Origin of the sequence: Hymenobacter nivis (assembly GCF_003149515.1) — a bacterium.
GTDB lineage: Bacteria > Bacteroidota > Bacteroidia > Cytophagales > Hymenobacteraceae > Hymenobacter > Hymenobacter nivis.
Genome location: NZ_CP029145.1, coordinates 4,042,205 through 4,064,716, shown reverse-complemented (window position 1 = coordinate 4,064,716; position 22,512 = coordinate 4,042,205). Strand labels below are relative to the sequence as shown.

22 protein-coding genes and 1 pseudogene are annotated in these 22,512 nt (G+C 63.6%); 7 read left to right on the top strand and 16 right to left on the bottom strand.

Going from position 1 to position 22,512, the window contains the following annotated elements; genetic code table 11:
* The first annotated feature begins 2 nt into the window (after window positions 1–2).
* A complete protein-coding gene (locus DDQ68_RS24315; protein WP_281271043.1) occupies window positions 3–128 on the top strand; it encodes a hypothetical protein in 126 nt (41 codons plus the stop codon).
* Window positions 129–133: 5 nt separating this feature from the next.
* A pseudogene (locus DDQ68_RS24855) lies at window positions 134–897 on the top strand (IS5 family transposase).
* Between the two features lie 13 nt (window positions 898–910).
* Here the strand turns inward: DDQ68_RS24855 and DDQ68_RS23055 are convergent.
* A complete protein-coding gene (locus DDQ68_RS23055; protein ID WP_162550225.1) occupies window positions 911–1,249 on the bottom strand; it encodes a hypothetical protein in 339 nt (112 codons plus the stop codon).
* Between the two features lie 75 nt (window positions 1,250–1,324).
* The gene (locus DDQ68_RS18030) at window positions 1,325–1,777 is read right to left on the bottom strand and encodes a DUF2141 domain-containing protein (RefSeq protein WP_109657550.1); all 453 of its coding nucleotides are present in this window, start codon (window positions 1,775–1,777) and stop codon (window positions 1,325–1,327) included.
* A gap of 103 nt (window positions 1,778–1,880) precedes the next feature.
* Between DDQ68_RS18030 and DDQ68_RS18025 the strand changes: the two genes are divergently transcribed.
* From DDQ68_RS18025 to DDQ68_RS18005, 5 genes are all read left to right on the top strand, one after another.
* A complete protein-coding gene (locus tag DDQ68_RS18025; protein ID WP_109657549.1) occupies window positions 1,881–3,218 on the top strand; it encodes an NAD(P)/FAD-dependent oxidoreductase in 1,338 nt (445 codons plus the stop codon).
* Between the two features lie 269 nt (window positions 3,219–3,487).
* Complete coding sequence (locus DDQ68_RS18020; RefSeq protein WP_245897096.1) at window positions 3,488–4,174, top strand: alpha/beta fold hydrolase; 687 nt, start codon at window positions 3,488–3,490, stop codon at window positions 4,172–4,174.
* Window positions 4,175–4,230: 56 nt separating this feature from the next.
* The gene (locus DDQ68_RS18015) at window positions 4,231–4,590 is read left to right on the top strand and encodes a winged helix-turn-helix domain-containing protein (RefSeq protein WP_109657547.1); all 360 of its coding nucleotides are present in this window, start codon (window positions 4,231–4,233) and stop codon (window positions 4,588–4,590) included.
* Window positions 4,591–4,773: 183 nt separating this feature from the next.
* Entirely contained in the window at window positions 4,774–7,419 is a 2,646-nt protein-coding gene (locus DDQ68_RS18010; RefSeq protein ID WP_211320170.1) for a TonB-dependent receptor, read from the top strand.
* A gap of 41 nt (window positions 7,420–7,460) precedes the next feature.
* Window positions 7,461–8,141, top strand: a complete 681-nt coding sequence (locus DDQ68_RS18005) for a hypothetical protein (RefSeq protein ID WP_162550224.1) — start codon at window positions 7,461–7,463, stop codon at window positions 8,139–8,141.
* Window positions 8,142–8,168: 27 nt separating this feature from the next.
* Here DDQ68_RS18005 and DDQ68_RS18000 read toward each other — a convergent pair whose 3' ends face one another.
* The 14 genes from DDQ68_RS18000 to DDQ68_RS17935 all read right to left on the bottom strand — a co-directional run bounded on the left by DDQ68_RS18000 (window position 8,169) and on the right by DDQ68_RS17935 (window position 22,503).
* Complete coding sequence (locus DDQ68_RS18000) at window positions 8,169–9,125, bottom strand: EamA family transporter (RefSeq protein ID WP_109657545.1); 957 nt, start codon at window positions 9,123–9,125, stop codon at window positions 8,169–8,171.
* A gap of 76 nt (window positions 9,126–9,201) precedes the next feature.
* Window positions 9,202–9,960 carry a DUF2490 domain-containing protein gene (locus DDQ68_RS17990; protein WP_162550223.1) on the bottom strand — a complete coding sequence of 253 codons (759 nt, stop codon included), beginning with the start codon at window positions 9,958–9,960 and terminating at the stop codon, window positions 9,202–9,204.
* Window positions 9,961–10,021: 61 nt separating this feature from the next.
* A complete protein-coding gene (locus DDQ68_RS17985) occupies window positions 10,022–10,414 on the bottom strand; it encodes a zinc ribbon domain-containing protein (protein ID WP_162550222.1) in 393 nt (130 codons plus the stop codon).
* Between the two features lie 196 nt (window positions 10,415–10,610).
* The gene (locus DDQ68_RS23050; protein WP_162550221.1) at window positions 10,611–10,772 is read right to left on the bottom strand and encodes a hypothetical protein; all 162 of its coding nucleotides are present in this window, start codon (window positions 10,770–10,772) and stop codon (window positions 10,611–10,613) included.
* A gap of 150 nt (window positions 10,773–10,922) precedes the next feature.
* Window positions 10,923–11,501: a hypothetical protein gene (locus DDQ68_RS17980; RefSeq protein ID WP_162550220.1), complete on the bottom strand. Its 579-nt coding sequence runs from the start codon at window positions 11,499–11,501 to the stop codon at window positions 10,923–10,925.
* A gap of 309 nt (window positions 11,502–11,810) precedes the next feature.
* A complete protein-coding gene (locus DDQ68_RS17975; RefSeq protein WP_109657541.1) occupies window positions 11,811–12,917 on the bottom strand; it encodes an AIR synthase-related protein in 1,107 nt (368 codons plus the stop codon).
* A 160-nt stretch (window positions 12,918–13,077) separates the two neighbouring features.
* Window positions 13,078–14,586, bottom strand: coding sequence for an amidophosphoribosyltransferase (gene purF, locus DDQ68_RS17970; protein WP_109657540.1), 1,509 nt, complete (start codon window positions 14,584–14,586; stop codon window positions 13,078–13,080).
* Between the two features lie 75 nt (window positions 14,587–14,661).
* The gene (purN, locus tag DDQ68_RS17965; protein WP_245897095.1) at window positions 14,662–15,390 is read right to left on the bottom strand and encodes a phosphoribosylglycinamide formyltransferase; all 729 of its coding nucleotides are present in this window, start codon (window positions 15,388–15,390) and stop codon (window positions 14,662–14,664) included.
* Window positions 15,387–16,667 (bottom strand): phosphoribosylamine--glycine ligase, encoded by a 1,281-nt coding sequence (gene purD, locus DDQ68_RS17960; protein WP_109657538.1) that lies wholly within the window; start codon window positions 16,665–16,667, stop codon window positions 15,387–15,389. Before purD ends, purN begins: the two co-directional genes overlap by 4 nt.
* Window positions 16,664–17,200, bottom strand: coding sequence for a GNAT family N-acetyltransferase (locus DDQ68_RS17955; RefSeq protein ID WP_109657537.1), 537 nt, complete (start codon window positions 17,198–17,200; stop codon window positions 16,664–16,666). Before DDQ68_RS17955 ends, purD begins: the two co-directional genes overlap by 4 nt.
* Window positions 17,201–17,228: 28 nt before the next feature.
* Window positions 17,229–17,462, bottom strand: a complete 234-nt coding sequence (locus DDQ68_RS17950; protein WP_162550219.1) for a hypothetical protein — start codon at window positions 17,460–17,462, stop codon at window positions 17,229–17,231.
* A gap of 70 nt (window positions 17,463–17,532) precedes the next feature.
* On the bottom strand, window positions 17,533–18,483 hold the full coding sequence (locus tag DDQ68_RS17945) for a phosphoribosylaminoimidazolesuccinocarboxamide synthase (RefSeq protein WP_109657535.1): 951 nt from the start codon (window positions 18,481–18,483) through the stop codon (window positions 17,533–17,535).
* A gap of 10 nt (window positions 18,484–18,493) precedes the next feature.
* Window positions 18,494–19,387, bottom strand: coding sequence for a phosphoribosylformylglycinamidine synthase subunit PurQ (locus DDQ68_RS17940; RefSeq protein WP_109657534.1), 894 nt, complete (start codon window positions 19,385–19,387; stop codon window positions 18,494–18,496).
* A 41-nt stretch (window positions 19,388–19,428) separates the two neighbouring features.
* Window positions 19,429–22,503, bottom strand: coding sequence for a phosphoribosylformylglycinamidine synthase subunit PurL (locus tag DDQ68_RS17935; protein ID WP_245897094.1), 3,075 nt, complete (start codon window positions 22,501–22,503; stop codon window positions 19,429–19,431).
* Window positions 22,504–22,512: the final 9 nt, after the last annotated feature.

Here is a 22,512-nt window from a genome sequence, read left to right as displayed (position 1 = left end):
AAATGATAGCGCCGCTGGTGGCGGGCGGCGACACCGGCCAGCTGGTGTCGCGGCTGCACGTGCCCGCCGGGGCCACGTGGGCCGTGGCGGTGCTGGCGCTAGAGCGTGAGGACAATTATCTTTACTAAAAAGAATGAAGACATTCACGCATCGCTACGCGGTAACGGACCGCCAGTGGGCCATCATCGCGCCGCTCTTGCCGGGCAAGGCGACAGACTGCGGCGTTATAGCAAAGGATAACCGCTTTTTTTTCAACGCCGTAACGTGGATTCTGCGCACCGGGGCGCCCTGGGCGGATCTTCCCGAGCGCTTCGGCAAGTCCAATTCCGTGTGCCGCCGCTTTCGTCGCCTGGCCCAAAAAGGCGTGTGGGAGGCCGTGTTCGAGGCGTTGAAAGCGCCCGATTTGCAGTGGGTGATGCTCGATTCGACCGTGGTGCGGGCCCACCAACACGCCGCCGGCCAAAAAAAAGCGACCCGGCAACCGAGTGCCTGGGCCGCAGCCGGGGCGGGATGAGTACCAAAATCCACGCCTGTACCGACGCGCTGGGCAACGGTGTCTGCCTGCGGGCCACCGGCGGCCAAGCCGGCGACTGCCCCCACCTACCGGCCTTGCTCGAAGGCCTCGCGCCGGGCCAGGTCATTGCCGATACGAGCTACGACAGCGATAAAAACCGCGCCTATTGCGCCGAAAAGAACATCGACGTCGTAATTCCGAATCGGCCCAATCGCACCGCGCCGGCCCCTTTCGACGAAGAACAATACGAAGACCGCAATAAAATCGAGCGGTTTTTCAACCGCATGAAACGCCACCGCCGCTTGGCCACGCGCTACGAAAAAACCGTCGTTTCTTTTCTGGCCTTCTGGCATGTAGCGGCCGCCCTAGATTGGTTGCGATGATTGTCCTCACCCTCTAGTCGCGCTGGTCAAGTCCATTAGCGGCGCAGGGCCCCTGTTTGCGCGCCTGCTGCCCACGGCCGCATGGGCCCACGGCGCCCACAAAGCGGCCGGCCTGAAAGCCCTCATCCTGTGGCCGTGGCTGGTGGGCTCGGTAGTGCTGGTGCTGCTGGCCTTGCCCGCGCCGCACCCAGCCATCGTAGCCAATATGTTCATGAGCCCCATGGTGCTGCGCCGCGCTTACGCCGTGGCCGCCGCCCGCGGGGGCCCCGGCGGCAATGGAGGCCTCTACCGGCCTGAGGCAACCGCAGTGGTGGCTGGTGCTGGCAGCGGCGGCGCTGGCCTTGGCATTCAAGGCCCTGGGGCACGGCGTGGTGCTGTAGGCCGCCGGGCGGCTTTTTCGTGGGGGCCCGTGCTGGCGCACCGCGGGCTACTTCATCAGCCTGATGGTGACTACCTGGCCGTCGGCATCGACCATGAATTTGCACTCCTCGAAATTGGGGGCTGAGAGCCTGGGGCGCACGTTATTGGAAAAGGCGTAGGGCTCGGTGGGGATGCCCAGCAGGTTTTTATCGAGCTTGTCGTTGTTGTTCACGTCCTGGGTGAGAGCCACCGCCCACTCGCCTTTGGCCAGGGCCACGGGCACCGAAATTTCGTGCTGGCCGTTGGGCTTCACCTCCAGCCGAAACGCCTGCTGGCCGTGCTTGAGGAAGGTTTCGGGGCGGTGGTAAAAATTCAGCCGCACCACTGCCTCGGTGGACGCCAGGCCCACGACCACCACCGTAACCGAGGCGGTGGCGGGGCCCGGCGCGGCCGCGGGGCCGGCGGCGCCAGAAATGCAATTGCCGCCAACCAAAAGCAAAAAAAACAGTAAAGCCTTCATAGCAAGCACAAGTAATCAGCACGGTGCGGCTGTAACGCCGCCCGGCGCCGAAAGAGTTCGGGCCCGGGGGCCCCAGGCCGCGCCCTTTGGCAATCTTTACAGCATGGATGGACTGACGAAAATTGACGATTTGGGCCAGCCGCGGGTGGTCATCGTGGGGGGTGGCTTTGGGGGGCTGGCGCTGGCGCAGTCCCTGGCCAAGGTGCCGGTGCAGGTGGTGCTCATCGATAAGCACAACTACCACGCCTTCCAACCGCTGCTGTACCAGGTGGCCACGGCCGGGCTGGCGCCCGACAACATCGTGGCCCCGTTCCGCAAGGTGCTGGGCAAGCAGAAGAACTTCTACTTCCGGCTGGCCGAGGTGCAGGCCATCGACGCCACGGCCCAGGTGGTGGAAACCACCATCGGCCTGCTGCGCTACGACTACCTGGTACTGGCCACCGGGGCCACCAGCAACTTTTTTGGCGACAAGATGATGCAGGAGTACGCCGTGACGCTGAAGAGCGTGAGCGACGCCCTGGAGCTGCGCAACACGCTGCTGGCCAACTTCGAGCAGGCCCTGCAGCTCGGCGACCAGGAGCAGCTCAACAGCCTACTCGACTTCGTGATTGTGGGCGGGGGCCCCACGGGCGTAGAAATGGCCGGGGCCCTGAGTGAGCTGAGGGCCAACGTGTTTCCGCAGGATTACCGCGAGCTGGACCTCAAGCAGATGGACATCCACCTGGTGCAGAGCGGGCCGGTGCTGCTCAAGGGCATGTCGGCCGAGGCCTCGGCGCAGTCGCTGGCCGACCTGCAGGCCATGGGCGTGCAGGTGTGGCTCAATGCGCGCGTGAAGTCGTACGACGGCTACACGGCCACGCTCAACACCGGCGAAAAGCTGGTCACGCGCACGCTCATTTGGGCGGCGGGCGTAACCGGGGCCCCCGTGGCCGGCCTGAGTGCCGAGTGCCTGGGCCCCGGCAACCGCTACCTGGTTGACGAGCACAACCGCGTGATGGGCTACGACAACGTATTTGCCCTCGGCGACATTGCCCTGATGAAAGCCGCCGCCTACCCCGACGGGCACCCCCAGGTGGCGCAGCCGGCCATCCAGCAGGGCCGCTTGCTGGGCGCGAACCTGGCCCACCTGCTGGCCGGCCAGCTCATGCAGCCCTTTGAGTACAGCGACAAAGGCAGCATAGCCACCATCGGCCGCAACCGCGCCGTGGCCGACCTCAAGCTCTTCGGCCGCGAGTACCACCTCGGCGGGTTCCCGGCCTGGGTGGCCTGGAGCCTGGTGCACGTACTGGCCCTGGTGGGCTACCGCAGCCGCATCGGCGTGGCATTCACCTGGGCCTGGAACTACTGGAGCCAGGACAAAGGCCTGCGCTACATCATCGGGCAGGTGAAGTCGGAGCCGGTGGTGGATGCCGGGGCCACGGCTGGCAAGGCCATTTCGTAAGCCCGTGCGTTGTTTTGCTTCCTCCTATCAGGAAATCAATTCCCTGTACAGGAAGATAATTATTTAGTCGCCTATGGTAATACTTTCGTCTGTCATTTCAATGCGTTGGGCTGGCAATAGTGGTGACAATAAATTGTACTAAATCAAAACAAACATGGGTGATTCCGTCAATACCTCGGCCGTGCAGCGCAGCCACGCCACGGTAACCGGCGCGGGCCCCAGCCATTGTTTTCTCGCACGGCCTGGGCTGTAGCCGAAGCACTTGGCGGTTGCTGGCCCCGGCCTTTGAAAAACATTACCAGGTGGTACACTTCGACTTGGTGGGGTCCGGGCAGTCAGGCCCCACGGCCTACGACTACGCCCGCCACGGCTCGCTCAACGGCCACGCCGACGACCTGCTCGACGTGCTGCGCGAACCGCACCTCCACGACGTGGTATTCGTGGGCCATTCGGCCGGCTCGATGATTGGGGTGCTGGCCACCATTAAGGAGCCGGCCCGCTTCGCCCGGCTGGTGCTGCTGGCCCCGTCGCCGCGCTTCATCAACGACAACGATTACTACGGCGGCTTCGAACGAGCCGACATCGACGGGCTACTGGCCACGATGGAAAACAACTACCACGACTGGGCTGGGGCCCTGGCCGCCACGGTACTCCCCGACCAGCACACCCTGGTTGCGGAGCTGACCAACAGTTTCCTCTTCACCAACCCCGCACTGGCCCGGCACTTCGCCCGCGTCACTTTCCTCTGCGACCACCGCCGCGACCTGCCCCTGCTGGCCATCCCCGCCCTGATTTTGCAGGGGGCCCGCGATGTGGTGGCTCCGTTGGCCGTAGGCCGCTACCTGCACGAGCTGCTGCCCGACAGCCAGTTGCGGATCATCGATACTTCCGGCCATTTCCCCCAGCTCACGGCCCCTGCGAAATCCTTGCGGCCATCAATGCCTTCCTACCCGTAGCGGCGGCGTAGCCGGCGGCCGGACGGCCCCAGCGGTTTCTACGTAAAATTGCGCCTATGAAAGACCTGCTGCCCACCCCTGCCGACTACCGCCTCGAAGGCCGCGTGTGGGTGCAGGGGCCCCACGACCGTTTCCTCGGCATTGGCCGGCTCGAATTGCTGGCTCAGATTCAGGCTACGGGCTCCATTTCGCGGGCGGCGGCGGCCATGGGCATGTCCTACAAGCGCGCCTGGGACCTGGTACACTCCATGAACACCCAGGCCCTTACGCCGCTGGTGGCCACCCAAACTGGCGGCAAAAGCGGCGGCGGGGCCCTGCTCACCCCCGCCGGGGCCCGGGCCGTGGCCGACTTTCAGGGCGTCCAAACCCGCTTCCGCACCTTCCTGGCCGAAGAAACCCAGCGGCTGGCCGAGTAATGAGCTTCCGGTGAAGCAACTGTCGGCTGGCCCAGTTGGCGCTCCAAATAACTACTTTTGCTGACCGTTATATTTGTCAGACTATAGCCGCTGGTTTCCCCGCGGCCAAGTTGAAGTACGACGTGTGCCGGGCGTTATATTTCTCAAAATACGACCTTTTGGAAGTCTCCTTTGCCAACTTATATGGTGCATAAATTACGCGCTTTGCGGGGCGCGGCGGCGACGGCCGTGGCCCTTGCGCTGCTCCCGCCGCCCGCCGCCGCCGCCCAGGGGGCCCCGGGCCGCCCCGCCCCGCGCGACACTGCGAAAGTGGGCCTGGGCGAGGTGGTGGTGGCCGCCTCGCGGGTAGAGGAGAGCATCTTGCAGTCGCCGGTGACGGTGGAAAAGATTAACCCGCGGGCGTTACGGCTCACGCCGGCGCCGTCGTTTTTCGACGCCATCGAGTACCTCAAGGGCGTGCAGGTGATTACGCCCAGCCTGGGCTTTAAGGTGATTAACGCCCGGGGCTTCACCAACACCACCAACGTGCGCTTCGCGCAGCTCGTGGACGGCATCGATAACCAGGCGCCGCACGTTGGGGGGCCCATCGGCAATGTACTGGGGCCCAGCGACCTCGATATTCTGGCGGTGGAGGTGGTGCCGGGCACAGCCTCGGCCCTATACGGGCTGAACGCCATTAATGGGCTGGCCAACTTCAGCACCCGCAACCCCTTTAAGTACGAGGGGCTGAGCGTGCTGCAAAAAACGGGCGTCAACCACATCAGTGACCCCAACGTAGGCGCCAAGGCCTACTCCGAAACCAGCGTGCGGTTTGCCAAAGTGCTGTCAGATAAGTGGGCCTTTAAAATTAACGGTACGTACCTGCGCGGCTACGACTGGATTGCCAACGACCAGACCGAGCTGAACCCTAACGGCAACGCCACCACCGGCCTGTTCGGGGCCCAAAACCCGGCCCAGGACCAGGTGAACCGCTACGGCAACGAGTCGTCGGACCGCAGCACGCTCACGCTCGGCGGCAAGCAGTACTCGGTGGCCCGCACCGGCTACAACGAGAAAGATGTGACCAGCTACGACCTGCGCACGCTGAAGGGCGACCTGGCCATCCACCGCAAGCTGGGCGCGGAATCGGAGCTGAGCTACACCTACCGGGTGGCGAGCTTCGACAACGTGTACCAGCGCTCGAACCGCTTCCGGCTGCAAGGCTACCTCTTGCAGCAGCACGCCCTGCAGCTGACGGGCCCCGTGGTGCAGGCCCGCGCCTACTTCACGCAAGAAACTACGGGCCAAAGCTATAACCTACGCTCGGCGGCCGAGAACATCGACCGCAGCTACAAGCCCGACGCCACCTGGAACCAGGACTTCACCAACGCCTGGAACGCGGCCACTGCTGGCGGCCAGCCCGTGGCCCAGGCCCTGGCCACCGCCCGCACCACCGCCGACGCCGGCCGCTACCAGCCCGGCACCGCCGCCTTCGACCAGAAGCTGAAAGCCCTTTCCACCATCAACAACTGGGACGTGGGCGCGGCCCTGCGCGTGCGCGCTAACCTAGCCCACGCCGAGGCCCAGGTGAACATTGCCGAGGCCCTGCGGCGCGGTGGTCAGCCCCTGCCCGCGGCCTTCGACCTGCTGGCCGGGGCTGACCACCGCAGCTACCTCGTGGTGCCCGACGGCAACTACTTCGTGAACCCGGAGAAGGAGCACGCCCCGACCGACGACCTGGTGTACAGCAAAACCGGCGGCTTCGTGCAGGCCGGGGCCCACTTGCTGGCCGATAAGCTGCGCCTCACGGCCACGCTGCGGGTGGACAAAAACGACTACTTCACCGCCAGGTTCAACCCCCGGCTCACGGCCGTGTACTCACCCACGCCACGCCACAACTTCCGCCTCAGCTACCAGAGCGGCTACCGCTTCCCGAGCTTGTTCGAAGGCTTCAGCAACGTGAACAGCGGCCAGGTGAAGCGCATCGGCGGGCTGCGCGTGATGTCGGACGGCGTGTTTGAGAACAGCTACCTACGCACGAGCATCGACGCCTTTAACACGGCCGTCACGGCCAACATCAACGCCAACACCTCGGCCCAAACCACGGCCCAGAAGCGCGCGGCGGCCGTACTGGCCAACCAAGGCCGGCTCGTCAAAAACCCCTACACGTACCTCAAGCCCGAGTACATCCGCTCGCTGGAGCTGGGCTACAAGGCCGCGCTGGGCCCCGGCGGCCGCCTGCAAGCCGACGTGGACTTCTACTACAATTCGTACCACGACTTCATTGCCCAGGTGGAAGCCTACGTGCCCCAGACCAGCACCGGCGTGGCCCTGAACACCGGCACCGACCTCAACACCATCGCCACCGCTCTGAGCGCCCGCGCCGGCCAGGCCCGCTACCGCCTCTGGACGAACTCGCAGAGCCAGGTGTACAACTACGGCGGCTCGCTGGGCCTGCGCTACGAAGTGGCCGGCGGCTACCTCGCGGGCGCCAACACCACCTACACCCGCCTCGACCGCACCGCGAATGGCGACGGCCTGGAAGACGGCTTCAACACCCCGCGCTGGGCCTACAACCTGAGCCTGGGTAACGAAAAAGCCGTCGGCAACTTCGGCTTCGGCCTCAACTACCGCTGGCAGCAGCACTACTACTCGCAAACCTTTCTGGTGAACGGCGACGTGCCGGCCTACGACTCGCTCGACGCGCAGGTGACCTACGCCGTGCCCGCCCCCAACCTGCGCTTCAAGCTGGGCGCCAGCAACGTGCTGAACAACTACTACGTGACTTACCTCGGGGGGCCCAGCGTGGGCGGCCTCTACTACCTGGCGGTAACATACAGCGTGAAGTAGCGTGGACTTTGCGAATCCACGTCGCTCGCTTCGTCCTGCCGATGACCGTGCAGCGACCGTTCAAAAACGCGGACTGCAAAATCCGCGCTACAACCCGCGCTACCTTGCCGCAACGTACAGCGCGAACTGATCCTATGCTTTCCCTGCGAACCCTGGCCGCCGGCTTTCTAGCAATAATGACCGGCTGCCAGACGCGGGAATCAGAACCAGCGGCGGCGAAACCGGGGCCCCGAACGGTTGCGCCGAAGCCGGTGGCAGATAGCCGCCGCGTGGCGGTTTTCCCTTACGATGAGGAGCGGGATAAATACATTTTTCGCACCTACGATAAGAAACTAAACAAGTACATTTTTCAAAACGTCGCAGCTGCTTCGCTTTCTCCAAGCGAATTGATTCAGGCTGAAGTAGTACTAAAGCGCTGCATTGAGGATTATAATGAGAAGCAAGGAGTTACTCTAAGTGAATGGCGAAAAAACCATTCGCTTAGAGTGTATACTGACAGACAGGTATTGATTAACCTTACCAATTACAAGCGCCAGTTAGTTGCCGTAATTAATGCGAAGGGCGAAAAGGAAGTATGGGTTAATTGCTTTTGTGGAGCCTATAAAACTGACCAACCTCGAGAGATTGTGATGGTAGAGGACGGCGGAAAATACTTTTTGAATGTGCTGTTGAACATTCAACAGGGCACATGGCTCAATCTTGAAATTAACAGTAATGGTTAATTTCGGTAGCCATTCAATTTTGGCAGCTTATTCCATTAATTTATCCTTTTCCACCACCACCGGGGCCTTACTACCCAGCAGCAGCAGGCCCACGGCCACCACCACCAGGGCCCCGCCGCCGAGCATCGGCCAGCTCAGCTGCTCGCCGCCGAAGGCCCAGCCCAGGCTCACGGCCACCACCGGGTTCACGAAGGCGTAGGTGCCAGCCAGGGCCGGCTCCACGGCTTGCAGCAGCCATACGTAGGCCGTGAAGGCCACCAGCGAGCCGAACGTGACCAGGTACGCAAAGGCCCACCACGACTTGGCACTGACGGCGGCTAGGTCGAGGTGTTGGGTTTCGCCGCGGGCCAGGCCCAGCACCACCATCACCAGGCCGCCGCACAGCATTTGCATGCCGCCGGCCACGAAGGGCGAGGCCACCGCCGGCCGCCGCTTGCCGTAGAGCGAGCCGATGGCCCAGACCAGCGCCGCCACCAGCACGCAGGCTATGCCCAGGATTTCATGGCCGGGCTGGGCCACCGCGCTGCCCGTCCCCGCCGAGGCCCGCGCCAGCAGGTACACCCCCGCCAGGCCCAGCCCCAAGCCGAGCGCCGCCAGCGGCGTGGGCCGCCCCGACACCCCGCTGGCCCAGCCCAGCAGCGCCAGCAGCATGGGCACCGTGGCTACCAGCAGCGCCGCCAGCCCCGAGGAAATGTACTGCTCGCCCAGCGTCACGCCACCGTTGCCGAAGGAAATCAGGCAGATGCCGATGAGCAGCGCCCGGCCCCAGCTGGCCCCCGACGGCGCTGGGGCCCCGCGCAGCCGCATGGCGCCGTAGAGCAGGGCCCCCGCCAGAGCGTAGCGGGTGCCCGCCATCAGCAGCGGCGGCAGGCTTTCGATGGCAAACCGAATGCCCAGGTACGTGGAGCCCCAGATAATGTAAACCAGGGCAAAAGCCGTGAGCAACGCCGTTTTCGACGGCGCAGAAGAAGTAGAAACAGGCATAAAACGCAGCCGCCGGCTGCTAAAAATGAAGCCGCAAAGGTCGCGGTTTTTGGCGCGCGCCGCTACTGGGGCCCAGCTACCGCTGGCTGGCCGGCCGGAAATCAGGGTTGAAATACAAGCTCACTTGCACCGTGCGGTTGTCTTCGTACACGATGTTGTCGTCGTGCGCCACCACTTGGTTGAGGTAGCTGGCCTCCACGGCCAAGGCCTTGGTGCACTGGTAGCCCAGGCCGCCGTAGAGGCGGTTCTGGTTGAAAAAGCTGGGCGCGTTGTGGCCGTAGCTAACGAAGATTTCATCTGATGCCAGCGCGTACAGGGCCCCGGGCTCAATTTTGGGCCGGGTGAGGGCAAACTTCAATTGCAAACGGTAGCGCGAGCGGTGCTGGAAATCGAACCGTGCCTGGCCCTCCGGCCGCAGCCAGCGCTGGTCCTGGATGTAGCGGTGGGCCAAGGCCAGCCGGCCCGTTGCCTGGTCAATTTCGACCTTTTCGTAGATGCGCCGTTCGCCGGTGCGGCCCGGGTCGGGGTAGTCGCCGTAGGGCAGCGAGAGCAGGTAGGTGTAGCCCGCCGTCAGCATCACCTGTTCCGAGGCCGCGTAGTTGACGCCCGTGCGGTAGAAATACTGCTGCGGGTCGCGCAGGCCGTTGGTGCGGCGGTACTGGAACTCAGTGTGCAGGCCCCAGCGCCGGTACACTTGGGCATCGGAGAAGTAGCACAGCCACGCGTTGCGGTTGGTATCCCAGATGCGGGCCGGGGCCGGGCTGCCCGGCTGGGCCTTAGCGGGCCCCGCCTCCAGCAAACCTGCCAGGAGAAAGAAGAGGAGAAATTGCTTCACCCCCGCCCTAACGTAAAACATGACCCCGGGGCTGGCCGGGGCCCTATTCAGCCCACGCCGCCTAGTTTTTCGCGCCGCAGTCGGCGCAGAATTTCTGGTCGGGTTTCAGGCCCGTGCCGCAGCCGGTGCAAAACCGGCCCGGCACCTGGGCCGCGGCGTTGGGGGCCCCGCAGCTGGGGCAAAACTTCTGGCCGGCGGCCAGCTTGGCCTGGCAATTGGCGCACTGCACCAGCGGGGTACGGCCCAGGAAATCAAGGTTTTGGGTGTAGTCCTGGGCGCGGGTCTTGGTCTGGATTTGCTCGCGGGTGGCTTGGGCCTGCTGGGCCCGCAGCTCCTCCTGCTCGTCGGGCGCGCAGTCTTCGCAGAGGCCGGCGCTGCCGTTCCAGCACACGTCGGGGCACACCCAGTGGCCGCAGCGCGTGCACTGCTTGAAGTAGGTTTTGCCCTCGTCCACAGCCGTTTCCAGGGCCCCGTCGTGGGCCTTGCCCCCAATGGCCCGCTGGATGTGGTAGGCCGCGTTCTCAGCCCCGCTTAAGCCCCCAAAAAAGCTGCTAAGAGGCTAAACCTATTTAAACCATCAATTGCCAAGATACAAAATACTGTTCAACAGATTTTTACGATCGAAGCAATGTTAGATTAAATAAGGCCAGTTACTTAGCCGCCTGCAACAGCCCCCCGGCAATGCCGATGGCGTTGGGCTGAAACCGCGACATGTACCCGTTGCGGCACTTGTCGCAGTGGAACTTGAACTGGTAGCCCTTGTCGGTCGATAGGTCATCGTAGTTGGCAACGAACTGAAGCATGGTGCTCATGGCAGCGGGGGAAGATGACATAAGCAAAATAAATAAGTATAATTATATATATTTTTTAGTATACATTCAGCTCTGGGGCAAACAGATTCTTGTAAAGAAAAAAGCCCCATCGGTTACCGATGGGGCTTTTTTCGATTGTTTTTGATGCGGCTAGAAAGTGTAGCGAAGGCTTACTGCGGCATCGTTGTAGAAACCGGTATATCCATTATAGACCTCAAAGAAAGGCTTGTAATCGACGCCTACCACGAACGGCAAATCCGCCAGTTTATATTCCAGGCCCAGAATCAAGTCGGCACCAAACGCTATGTAAGTCGCGTCGTCGTAACGGTAGTCGTAGCGCCGGATATAGTCGTCATCTTTATGGCCCTGGTAATAACGAGCATCTTCGAAGTAATAACGGCCCTGATAAGCCCCCGCATGGAAGCCGGCCCCGTAGAAAAACTGCAGGCCTTTCACATCCGAAATAGCCTTGTGCTTTTCGCCCAACAGAGTGAGGCGGGCACCGCGGGCTTTGTACTCTGTCGTGACCAAGGCTTCAATAGCTACCCCGTTTTTTCCGCTTAGAAAGTGCTTAATGGTAAGTCCCGAAGAGTAGCCGCCGCCACGCAGACCGATGCCGGTGCTATAGCCCGAATCGCCGCTGCTGCTTTTTCTTTTAGATTGTGCGTGGGCATTCAAACCCGGTAGGGCGAAAATAATAAAAAGAAGAATAAAAGGTAAACGTTTCATATAACACTGAATGGTGAGGAAGTAATTTGCACAAAACTAAGCAACCTGCGCCAAACCCTCCGTGTTGGCCTATCTTCTGCCGCAATTTCTTGCAATGGCGCGGAGCTGCGCCCATGCAGGGTATCCGCAGGATTCCAGCCCGCGGGACTCGCTCGCCGTAATACCGCTGAACGGCTGCCGGCCGGAAACCTGCGCCATCCTTACCTAAAAAGCCCCGCCAATGTCTGGCGAGGCTTCCTAATTATTTCCGGAACTGGGCACTACTCGCGCAGGCTGCATCACCAAGGGGCTTTCCCCAAGCGGCCAGGATTACGCCGCACCGTACCGCAATTCCCCCGCTCCCACGCGCAGCGTTACGCCGGCTTCGGCGGTGAGGTGGCCGGCCACTTGGGCGTCGTAGCCGCTGGCTTGTAGGGCGGCCACTACGGCGGCGGCGCTGGCGGCTTCGGTCACGACGAGCATCCCGGTGCCCATGTTCCAGTAGAGGTAGGCAGTTTCGGGGCTGATGCCGCCCACTTCGCACAGGCGCTGCATGGCGGGTAACGGCGCGAACAGGTTATCCAATAGGGCCCCCAGGCCGTTTTTGAGGACGCGCTGGAAGTTGTCGGCCACGCCGCCGCCGGTGATGTGGGCCACGCCGTGCAGCGGCAGGCCGGCGTCGAGCAGGGCCGTGATACCGGGCGAGTAGATGAGTGAGGGCGCCAGCATGGCGTCGCCCCAGGTCGGGAACTCGGCGGCGTCGGGGCCGTCGTAGGGAGCCTCGTGCCAGTTATCGCCGAACAGCTTTTGCAGGGTTTTGCGGGCCAGCGAGTAGCCGTTGGAGCGGAACGAGGGCGAGCGCAGGGCCACCACCGCGTGGCCGGCCTGGGCGGTTTTGCCGCTCAAAGGCTGGGCTAGGCTCGGGTGCAGCACGCCGATGGCCGTGGAGCACCAGTTGAAGTTCATCTGGGCCCCGGGCCAGCCGCCGATGCGGTTACCCAGCTCGGCAATCTCGCCGCCGGTGATGGCCACTTTCGCGAAGTTGGCCGCGTCGTGCAGACCGCGCATCATTTGGTCCACCACGCCGTAGTCGAGGTGGTTCACGTCGATGATGTTCGACAAGTTGGTGGGCACGAAGCCAGCGGCGATGAGGTCGTCGGCCGTCATGGCGATGAGGTCGTAGCCCAGCGTGTCGTAGCGGTTCAGGCGCTCGGCCACCTCAATCTTGGTCCCGATGCCGTCGGAGCTGATGCCCAGGCGCTCGGCCCCAAACCGGATTTCGTTCGAGAAGCCGCCGTCCAAATCCTGGGCAGGCTCGCCGGGCAGGCCGGTGCGGTTGGCGAAGGTTTTTTTGGCCCAGCCATAGGCGTTGCGCGAGGCGGCGTTACCTTCTTCGATGGAGTAGCCAGCGGGGTTTTCGGAGGGGGAAGTAGACATGAAGTAATAAAAACGATTAACTGTAGACAAACCGAAAGGCCGTCATGCTGAGCGAAGCGAAGCATCTCTCGCGCTGACTGATTATGGATTACTGCCGCAGTAGAGATGCTTCGGCTGCGCTCCGCTCCGCTCATCATGACGGGCCCGGGGCCCTAAAAGCCTAGTGCTCCGTGGGTTCGGGAGCCTTAGCACTTACTGAAGTGCTGGCCAGCTTCTTACCTTTTTTATCGCCGCGGTGGCTCTGGCGCTCCTCCTGCACGTGGCGCAGGTAGTGCGTCACGTCGCCGGTGGGATACTTGCCCGAGAAGCAGGCGAAGCACGAGCCGCCGTGGCCACGCTCCTCGGCGAACAGTTCCTCTAAATCCGACAAATCCTGGTAAATCACCCGGTCGGCTTCGATGTAGCGGCAAATTTCGTCCTCCGAATAGTTAGCCGCAATCAGTTCAGTGCTCATGGCCATGTCGATGCCGTAGATGCAGGGCGAAACGATGGGCGGCGCGCTCGAAATGAAGTACACCTCCAGGGCCCCCGCCTCGCGCAGCAGTCGCACGATGCGCCGCGAGGTGGTGCCGCGCACGATACTATCGTCGACCACGGCCACCTTTTTGCCGCGCACAAAGTCGCGGATGGGGTTGAGCTTTTTCTTCACTACGTCCTCGCGCCCGGCTTGGGTGGGCACGATGAACGAGCGGCCCATGTGGTTGTTTTTCACCAAGGCCCGGCGGTAGGGTACGCCAATGGCTTCGGCCAAGCCGGAGGCGGCGAAGTAGCCGCTGCTGGGCACGTCAATCACCATGTCGGGTTTCAGGCCGGCGTCGGCCACCTTGCGGGCCAGCAACTTACCCAGGCGCACCCGCTCGCGGGCCACCAGGCGGCCGTGAATCACGGAGTCTTCGCGGGCGAAGTAAATCTGCTCGAAGGCGCAGAAATTCTTGGGCAACGCGTAGGGGTTTTTGTAGTGGACCTGGAAGTTGTTGTCGATAAAAATGGCCTGGCCGGGGCCCACGTTTTCCACAAACTCAAAGTCCAAATAATCAAAGCAGGTGCTCTCCGACACGAAGGCAAACACGGGGCCCTCAGGCGTGTCACGGCGGCCCAGCACCAGCGGCCGGATGCCCAGCGGGTCAGTAAAGGCCAGCAGGCCGTGCCCGGCAATCATGGTGATGGTGGCGTAGGCGCCCTCCACCAGCGCCTGGGTGGTTTCCACGGCGTCGAAAATATCCACCACGCTCAGGTGGTCCAGGTCCTTCACGCGCAGTTCTGAGGCGAAGGTGTACATGATGAGCTCCAGGTCGTTGGTAGTTTTGGGCAGCACGTGGTAGTGGTCGTGCAGGCGCTTGGCCACGTCGCGAAAGTTGATGACGTTGCCGTTGTGCACCATCGCCAGCCCGAACGGGTAGCTGGTGGTGAAGGGCTGGGCCAGGTCGGAGTCGTTGGCGCCCTGCGTGGTGTAGCGCACGTGCCCGATGCCGGTGTGGCCCTTCAGCTTTTTCACGTGCTTGGGCTTGAACACGTCGTTCACAAGCCCCTGCCCCTTGTGCAGGTGAAAGGAATCGTCAAACGTGGCGATACCGGCCGCGTCTTGCCCCCGGTGCTGGAGGGCAGTGAGGCCGATAATCATGTCGCCCACCACGTTGTCGGGGCCGTGGAAACCTACAATACCGCACATATTTTTGAATTAAAAGTTTACCTGTAAAACGTCATGCTGAACGCAGTAAAGTATCTCTACTGCGGCAGTAATTAATTAGTCAGCGGGAGAGATGCTTCGACTACGCTCAGCATGACGTTCTTTTTCTGCACGATGGCCGCTGCGAATCAAATCGGCCAACGCCTGGGCATACAGCTCGTGCTCCACGGCCAGGCCGCGGCGCTCTACTTCGGCCAGCGTGCCGGCCCCGCGCAGGTCCACCGTTTGTTGGGCCAGCACGGGGCCCGTGTCGAGGCCCTCGTCCACGAGGTGCACGGTGATTTTGGTTTCCGGTAGGTGGTTATCAAAGGCCCACTCGTAGGCGTGCAGGCCCTGGTGCTGGTGGGTATCGGCGGGGTGGATGTTGACGATGCGGCCCGCAAACGGCTGGATGAAGGCTGGCGACAAGATGCGCATGTAGCCCGCCAGCACCACAAAATCGGGTCGGTACTGCTGGAGCAGTGCGGCGGCTTCGGCGTCGAAAGCGGCCCGCGGGCGGCCCTGGCTGGGCAGCGCTGCCGTGGGGCAGCCCAGGGCCCCGGCGGCGGCGAGGCCGGGCGCGTCGGGCCGGTTGCTGAACACCACGGCCACCTCGGCCAGGTCGCGCAAAATGCCGGTTTGGGTGGCGCGCGCCACGGCCAGCATATTGGAGCCGCGGCCCGAGAGCAGGATGGCCAGCCGCGCTTTGGCGGGGGCCCCGGGCCCGGGGGGCCGGGCAGTAGCGGCGGGGGGCCGGCGGCCGGCAGGGAGCGGCGAGGTCGTCATAATGGCGGTTTCAAGCTTCAATTTACGGCGCGTTGGGTTAGCACTGGCGCGGGGCGCTGGGCGATGTCGGGCCGCACGTACTTATCCTGGAACGCAACCAGCGCCGCGGCCTCGTAGGCCAGGGCCGTGGCGGCGGCCAGCGTGGGGCCCTGGGCACTGAGCACCAGCACCCGCCCGCCGTTAGTAACCAGCTGACCCTCAGTATTCCGGCGGGTAGCGCCGTGGAAAGCCTCCACCCCGGCCGGCAATTTTTCCAGCCCCGTGATGGGAAAGCCCGTGGGGAAGCCGCTGACCGGGTAGCCGCCCGAAGCCAGCACCACGCCCACAAACGCGCCCGGCCGCTGCCGCACCACCTGGCGAGCCAGTGTGCCGTCGAGCGTCGCCTCCACCAGCGCCAGCAGGCTGCTGTCCATCGCCGGCAGCAGCACTTCGGCCTCGGGGTCGCCGAGGCGCACGTTGTACTCCAGCAGCTTGGGGCCCGTGGGCGTCAGCATGATGCCGAAGTAGAGGAAGCCGCGGAACTCGAACGGCTCGGCTTGCAGCCCACGCAGGGTGGGCTCCACAATATCACGCTGGATATCGGCCAGCACGTCGGCGTCGGCAAACGGCACGGGGCAGTAGGCGCCCATGCCGCCGGTGTTGGGGCCCTCGTCATTGGCCAGCAGCTGCTTGTGGTCCTGCGAGGTGGCCAGCAGCTTCATCTCGTGGCCGTCGGTGAGGCCGATGATGCTGATTTCGGGGCCCGTCAGCCGCTCCTCTAACAAGAAAGAAAATGCGCCGGTGTAGTGCGCCTGCAAGTCATCGAGCGCTGCCGCGGCTTCGGCCGGCGAGCCGCACACGTACACGCCCTTGCCGGCGGCCAGGCCATCGTACTTCACCACCACCTGGCCGCCCAGCGCGGCGGCTTGGGCACGGGCGGCGGCCACCTCGTCGCTGCGGAACGCCCAGGCCTGGGCCGTGGCCACGCCGTGGCGCCGCATGAAGTCCTTGCTCCACACCTTGGAGCTTTCCAGCAGGGCCCCCGCCTTGGTCGGCCCAAACACCTGAATGTCAGTCCCGGCGAAGTAGTCGGCCACGCCGGCTGCCAGCGGGGCCTCGGGGCCCACCACAATCAGCCGCACGCCCTGGTGCCGGGCGTAGGCCGCCAGCGCCGCAAAGTCGAGCGGGTCAAGGCCGGGGTGGCTGTTGGGGATGCCGGCATTGCCGGGCACCACCTGCACCGACGCGCCGTCGCGGGTCAGCTTGGCGGCCATAGCGTGCTCGCGGGCCCCGGAACCGAGGAGAATGATGGGTTTCATGCGTGGGTTTCGGGGATGACGGCCGGGCGCTTCAACGCCATAAACCGCATGGTGTAATAATTGCCGCTCACTAGTAAGTAGTGCGGCAGGGCACCGTATTCTTCAAATCCCAGGCGCTCGTACAGGCGGTTGGCCGCGGCGTTGTCCGCCACCACCCCCAGCAAAATCAGCTGGATGTCCGGGTTGGCGAACGCCTCTGCCACCGCTTGCTGCAACAGCAGGCTTCCAACGCCTTGGCCGCCGTAGGCCGGGCGCACGTACATGGACTGGAGGCTGCCGCGGTGCCGGGTTTTGCGCCTTTCTTCCTGGGTGAACCGGCAAATGCCAATCAACGCATCATCATCAAAAGCGCCCAGGACGAACGCCGTTTTAGCCGCTGCGTCAATAAGCGTTGCAAAGCCCGCTCCATCCAACCGGCTTTCTTCCTGGTAAGAAGCCCCAAAGCTGGCCGGGGACTCGGCTAAGCTGGTCAGCCGAATCTCCTGATATACTTGGCTGTCAGCCAGACCAAGCCGACGAATGAAAATTGCCATATAATGGAATAGGGTAAAAAAGAAAGAGCTACAACGCCTTTAATTCCGCGCCTGCTGCCTTCAACTTAGCTTTGATAGCGATGATTTCCTGGCTCAACTTCTCGCTCGGGCGGGGCTCATTAAGAGCAGCTTGGGTGGCGTTGTCGAGGCGTACCACGGTGAGGTTGGGCGTGCCCGAAGGCATGACGACCGGCGAATTCAGATTCATGGCCAACTCGGCGTAGTCCATCCACGGCGGGCAGCTGATGATGGGCACGTTCACGTTGGTGGCCGGGCCCCACTGAGGCCGAGTACGAGAAGCCCGCGGCAGCCGAGCGCATCACGATGTTCACCTAAGCTTCCTTCATGATGCCGGCTTGCACCAGGTTGGCCACCAGGCGGGCGCGGGCATCCTGGCGGCCCGAGCCGGGGGCCCCGGCTTCGGCGGTTTCCGCCGCGGGCAGAGTCTGGCCGGTGATGCGCTGGTAGATGTCGAGGTAGCGGCGGCTGGCTTCCTGGGTCACTTCCGGGGTGAGGGCGCGGGGGTACTGGCCGTCTTTCTTGTTGGCAATCAGCCACTGGCGCACGTACTCCTTGTCCATCTGCGTGGCAGTGAGCGGGTTGGCCGCGTAGTCGTCGGCCGCCCAGAAGCGCGACGAGTCCGGCGTGTGCATCTCGTCGATTAAAATCAACTGGCCATCGAGCAAGCCAAACTCGTACTTGGTATCAACCAGGATGATGCCCTTCTCGGCCAGCAGCTGCGAACCTAAAGCGAACAGTGCCAGCGACTTCTCGCCCATCTGGTCGTACAGCTCCTTGCTCACCCAGCCCTCGCTCACCAGGTTTTCGGGGGTGATTTCGCGGTCCGACTCCTCCTTGGTAGTAGGAGTCAGGATAGCCTGCGGGAAGGCCTGGTTCTGGGTCAGCCCGTCGGGCACCGTCACGCCCGAAAACGTGCGCTGCCCGGCCTGGTAGCCGCGCCACATCGAGCCCGTCAGGTACTGGCGCACAACCATTTCCACCTTAATCGGCTGCGCTTCCTTCACCAGCATGGCGTTGGCGTCCACCAATTTCAGCACGTGGTTGGGAATGATGTGCGCGGTTTTGGCAAACCAGAAATCGGCCAGGCCATTGAGCACCGCGCCCTTGTAGGGGATGGCCGTTTCGAGCACCGAATCAAACGCCGAAAGGCGGTCCGTCACGATGATAAGGCGGTCGCCGGAGGGGGCCCGGAGGCTGTCGCGCACCTTGCCACGGTGCAAGGGCGGGAGTTGGGAGGAAGCGAAGTGCGTGAGGGTATTCATGTTGTGGGACCTAGTTGGCTAAAACCGAGTGCTTTTGAGCAATGTGCTCCACAATATTCTTGAAAATTTGAAGCCCCGCCCCCTCTTCCGGGGCCCCCGGGTTTTGGCGGCGGCGGCGGGCCCAGTCGGGGTGGTTGAAGGCCGAGAGGAACGCCTCGGGGTGCGGCATCAGGCCGAACACCTGCCCAGTGGGGTCGGTGAGGCCAGCGCAGTTGAGGTCGGCGCCGTTGGGGTTGTGGGGGTACTCGCTGGTGCCGTCGCCGGCCGCATCTATATAGGAAAGGCAGTTGAGGCCGGCCGCTTGCAGGGCCCCACGGGTGGCGGCGTCGGGCACCACGAGGCGGCCTTCGCCGTGGCGCACGGGCACCTCCAGCACATCGAGGCCTTTAAGGAAAGGCGTCTTCGACAGCGGATTGACGCGCAGGCGCACCCAGCGGTCCTCGTAGCGGCCCGAGGCGTTGTGCGTCAAGGTCACTTCGGGCGTCACGTCGCCGCCCAGGTTGGGCAGCAGGCCCAGCTTCACCAGCACCTGGAAGCCGTTGCAGATGCCGAGCACGAACTTGCCATCGGCTACGAACTGCTTGATGTCGTCGAGCAGGGTACGGCCGCCGGGGCCCGTCTGGCGGTAGCGCAGCTTATTGGCCAGCACCACGCCCGAGCCCAGGTCGTCGCCAAACGAGAACCCACCGGGGAAGGTCAGCACGTCAAAATCGTGGATGCTCACCGCGCCGTGCAGCACCTGGTTGAGGTGCACAATGGTGGCCTGGGCCCCGGCGAGCCGGTAGGCGGCCGCAATTTCCTCTTCGCAATTGATGCCGAAGCCGGTGAGCACGAGGGCCCGCACGGCGCCATCTTGTGCCGGTGATTGAACTTTATGTACTAGCCCTTGCGAGTCTTGTGCCATCTGATTTAGGTTTTGGGCCGAAGCCCCAGCAGTTTGTGCCATTAGTACCCAGCCGACTCGCCGAAGCCCGCCAGCTCGTCCACGCCAAGCAATTGATTAACAGGCCCGTTTGACCAGGTGTGCCGCAACTCGGCCGCCGGGGCCCTAATGACCGTTTCGCCGGCGTGGCGCACGGTCAGCTGGCCATCGTCGGTGACGACGCCCAGGCGCGTGGCGCGGCCGCCCAGCAGCGCTTCAAAAGCCACCACATCGGCCGGGGCCATAGTGGCCACAAAGCGCGAGTGCGACTCCGAAAATAGCTGCGTGGCCAGGGGCAATGCACTTTCGGGCAGCTCCACCGAAGCGCCGCAGCCGTAGCCGAACGTGGCCTCGGCCAGCGCCACGGCGAGGCCGCCGTCGCTCAGGTCGTGGCACGACTGGATGAGGGCCCCGTCGTTGGCCTGGCCGATGAGCGTGTACAGCGCCTTGGCTTCCGCGAAGCGCACCCGGGGCACCTGGGCCCCCAGCTCGCTGTGCAGGGCGTAGAACTCGGAGCCGCCCAGCTCGTCGTAGGTTTCGCCGAGCAGGTAGATAACGTCGCCGGCCTCCTTGAAATCGGAGGTGATGGCGCGGCGCACGTCCTCCATCTTCGCCGTCATGGAGTAGAGCACGGTGGGCGGCACGGAAATCTTCACGCCGTCGGCCTTGAAGTCGTTCTTCATGCTGTCCTTGCCGCTCGTGAGCGGGATGCAGTAGGCGGCCGTGGCGTCGCGCAGGGCCTCGCACATCTGCACCAGCTTGGCCAGCTTCTGCTTGCCGTCGGGGTTGATGGCGGGGTCGTACACCGAGTCGGGTACGCAGAAGTTGTCGTTCACTGACCAGAAAATCCCGTCGCCCGGCGACAGGTTCGGCAATTTGCCGCCCACGGCAATAATCTGGCGCACCGCCTCGTCAAACGAGCCGGCCGACATCTGGTAAGCGTCCAAATCGCCGTAGCGGGGCAAAATGCCGTTACTCACGGCCACGCCCTCCCAGCTCTCGAAGTTGAAGCGCACCACGGCCGCGTCCTGCGGGGCCTGGCCGGTGGCGCCCATCAGCGGCTTCACAATCGTGCGGCCCTTCACCTCGTGGTCGTACTGCCGGATGACCGATTCGCGGGAGCAGATATTCAGGGCCCCCAGCAGCTGGCGCAGCGTGCCGGTGTAGTCGGTTTGGGTCGGGATTTTCGGCTCGGTGGCGGCGGGCTTTTCATATTCGGCCTCCAGCGTTTTGCGCGGCACGCCGTCGTGCAGAAACGCCAGTGCCAGGCGCGCCACGGGCTGCCCGTCGAAGTTCACGTCCAGCGAGCCGTCGCTGGTGAAGTGGCCGATATCGGTCACCTCCACTTCCATTTCCAGGCCCAAAGCCAGTAATTCGGCCATCCGGGCGGGCTCTACCACCAGCGTAAACCGCTCCTGCGACTCGCTCACAAAAATCTCCCAGGGCCGCAGGCCAGGATACTTCAACGGCACTTTTTCCAGCTCCACCACCGCGCCGCCGCTGATGCCGGCCAGCTCGCCCACGGACGACGACAGGCCGCCCGCGCCGTTATCGGTGCTGCACTTGAGCAGGCCCCGGCGGGCGGCGAGGAGCAGGAAATCCATCGCTAGCTTTTGGGTAATCGGCGAGCCGATTTGCACGGCCGTGGCCGGGGCGCTTTCGTCCAATTCAATCGAAGAAAACGTGGCCCCGTGGATGCCGTCCTTGCCCACGCGGCCGCCGGCCATCACAATCCGGTCGCCGGCGTCAATCTTTTTCTCCCACGAGTCGAGGCCCGCGAACTGCATCGGCATCACGGCCCCGGTGCCGCAGTACACCAGCGGCTTGCCGCGGTAGCGGTCGTCGAACACGATGGCGCCGTTCACCGTGGGCACGCCCGACTTATTGCCGCCGTCCTCAATGCCCTTGCGCACGCCTTCCAGAATGCGGCGCGGGTGCAGCTGGCCGGTCAGCAGAGGCCCGTCGTAGGCGGGGTTGCCGAAGCAGAGCACGTTGGTGTTGAACAGCAGCCGGGCCCCGCCGATGCCGGTGGCCAGCGGGTCGCGGTTATTGCCCAAAATGCCGGTGATGGCCCCGCCGTAGGGGTCGATGGCCGAGGGCGAATTGTGGGTTTCTACCTTCCACACAAACAGCGAATCGGCGTTGATGCGCACGGCCCCGGCGTTGTCGCTGAACACTTTAACCAGCCAGTCGTTGCCGTTGGCCCGCAGCTGGCGGTCCACTTCCGAGGTGGCGTCTTTGATGTAGGTTTTGAAGAGCGAGTCAATCTGCTTCTCCTCCCCCGTCGCCAAATCGCGGTAATTAATAACGGCGCTGAACTCCTTGTGCTTGCAGTGCTCCGACCACGTTTGGGCGATGATTTCCAGCTCGCAGTCCGTGGGGTCGGCGGGCAGGCCCTGGGCGCGGCGCGTGGCCTGGGTGGCGGGGGCCGCGTAGTAGGCGCGCACGGCGCGCATTTCCTCCAGGTTCAGGGCGTAGATGTTGTCCTTCGAGAGCTGCACTAGGGCCCCATCGCTGAGGCCGGTGAGCGAAATCGTTTCGGTAATGGCCTCCGCGCCGCCGCCGGGCCGCGGCGTATAGTCGCGGATGCCGTCGGCCACGCGGCCTACCTCGAAGCGGTTAATCATCTTGTTGCCCAGCAGCTCTTCGGCCAGGCGGCGCAGGTCGGCGGTGGGCAGGTCGTGCTCCAGCAAGTACAGGCGCTTGCTGAAAATATGCTGCGTGCGCGTGTCAATCGGCTCGTTGAGAAAGTCAGCCAGCGCATTCTGGGCGCTGGTACCCTCGTCGTCGGTCACGCCGGGGCCCCTGGCCACCAGAATATAAGCAGCAAAGCCGGGCACGGGGGCCACGACTTCGTTCAGGGTTACGTCGTGCAGGACGGGGTCGGCGAGGCAGCGGGTGGCAAAGGCGTGCAGCTGCTCCGTGCTCAGGGTCCCGTAGCGCACCGTGTAGCGGGCGGCGGTGCGCACGCGGCCGGTAGCCAGGCCCAGGTGGCGCGCCGCCGCGGCCGCCACCCGGTGGCCGTCGCCGTCGTGCTGGCCCGGCTTGAGGGTGAGTTGGATGGTATGGGTGGTCGGTTCCAAATCCGTCAAAGTCATAAGTCCTCG

What these genes read in the sequence shown, in the direction of transcription:
- DDQ68_RS24315 (WP_281271043.1), top strand. Translation starts at nt 3, where the DNA reads ATGATAGCGCCGCTGGTGGCGGGCGGCGACACCGGCCAGCTGGTGTCG.
- DDQ68_RS18030 (WP_109657550.1), bottom strand. Translation starts at nt 1,777, where the DNA reads ATGAAGGCTTTACTGTTTTTTTTGCTTTTGGTTGGCGGCAATTGCATT.
- DDQ68_RS18025 (WP_109657549.1), top strand. Translation starts at nt 1,881, where the DNA reads ATGGATGGACTGACGAAAATTGACGATTTGGGCCAGCCGCGGGTGGTC.
- DDQ68_RS18015 (WP_109657547.1), top strand. Translation starts at nt 4,231, where the DNA reads ATGAAAGACCTGCTGCCCACCCCTGCCGACTACCGCCTCGAAGGCCGC.
- DDQ68_RS18010 (WP_211320170.1), top strand. Translation starts at nt 4,774, where the DNA reads ATGGTGCATAAATTACGCGCTTTGCGGGGCGCGGCGGCGACGGCCGTG.
- DDQ68_RS18005 (WP_162550224.1), top strand. Translation starts at nt 7,461, where the DNA reads ATGACCGTGCAGCGACCGTTCAAAAACGCGGACTGCAAAATCCGCGCT.
- DDQ68_RS18000 (WP_109657545.1), bottom strand. Translation starts at nt 9,125, where the DNA reads ATGCCTGTTTCTACTTCTTCTGCGCCGTCGAAAACGGCGTTGCTCACG.
- DDQ68_RS23050 (WP_162550221.1), bottom strand. Translation starts at nt 10,772, where the DNA reads ATGAGCACCATGCTTCAGTTCGTTGCCAACTACGATGACCTATCGACC.
- DDQ68_RS17980 (WP_162550220.1), bottom strand. Translation starts at nt 11,501, where the DNA reads ATGAAACGTTTACCTTTTATTCTTCTTTTTATTATTTTCGCCCTACCG.
- DDQ68_RS17975 (WP_109657541.1), bottom strand. Translation starts at nt 12,917, where the DNA reads ATGTCTACTTCCCCCTCCGAAAACCCCGCTGGCTACTCCATCGAAGAA.
- purF (WP_109657540.1), bottom strand. Translation starts at nt 14,586, where the DNA reads ATGTGCGGTATTGTAGGTTTCCACGGCCCCGACAACGTGGTGGGCGAC.
- purD (WP_109657538.1), bottom strand. Translation starts at nt 16,667, where the DNA reads ATGAAACCCATCATTCTCCTCGGTTCCGGGGCCCGCGAGCACGCTATG.
- DDQ68_RS17955 (WP_109657537.1), bottom strand. Translation starts at nt 17,200, where the DNA reads ATGGCAATTTTCATTCGTCGGCTTGGTCTGGCTGACAGCCAAGTATAT.
- DDQ68_RS17945 (WP_109657535.1), bottom strand. Translation starts at nt 18,483, where the DNA reads ATGAATACCCTCACGCACTTCGCTTCCTCCCAACTCCCGCCCTTGCAC.
- DDQ68_RS17940 (WP_109657534.1), bottom strand. Translation starts at nt 19,387, where the DNA reads ATGGCACAAGACTCGCAAGGGCTAGTACATAAAGTTCAATCACCGGCA.
- DDQ68_RS17935 (WP_245897094.1), bottom strand. Translation starts at nt 22,503, where the DNA reads ATGACTTTGACGGATTTGGAACCGACCACCCATACCATCCAACTCACC.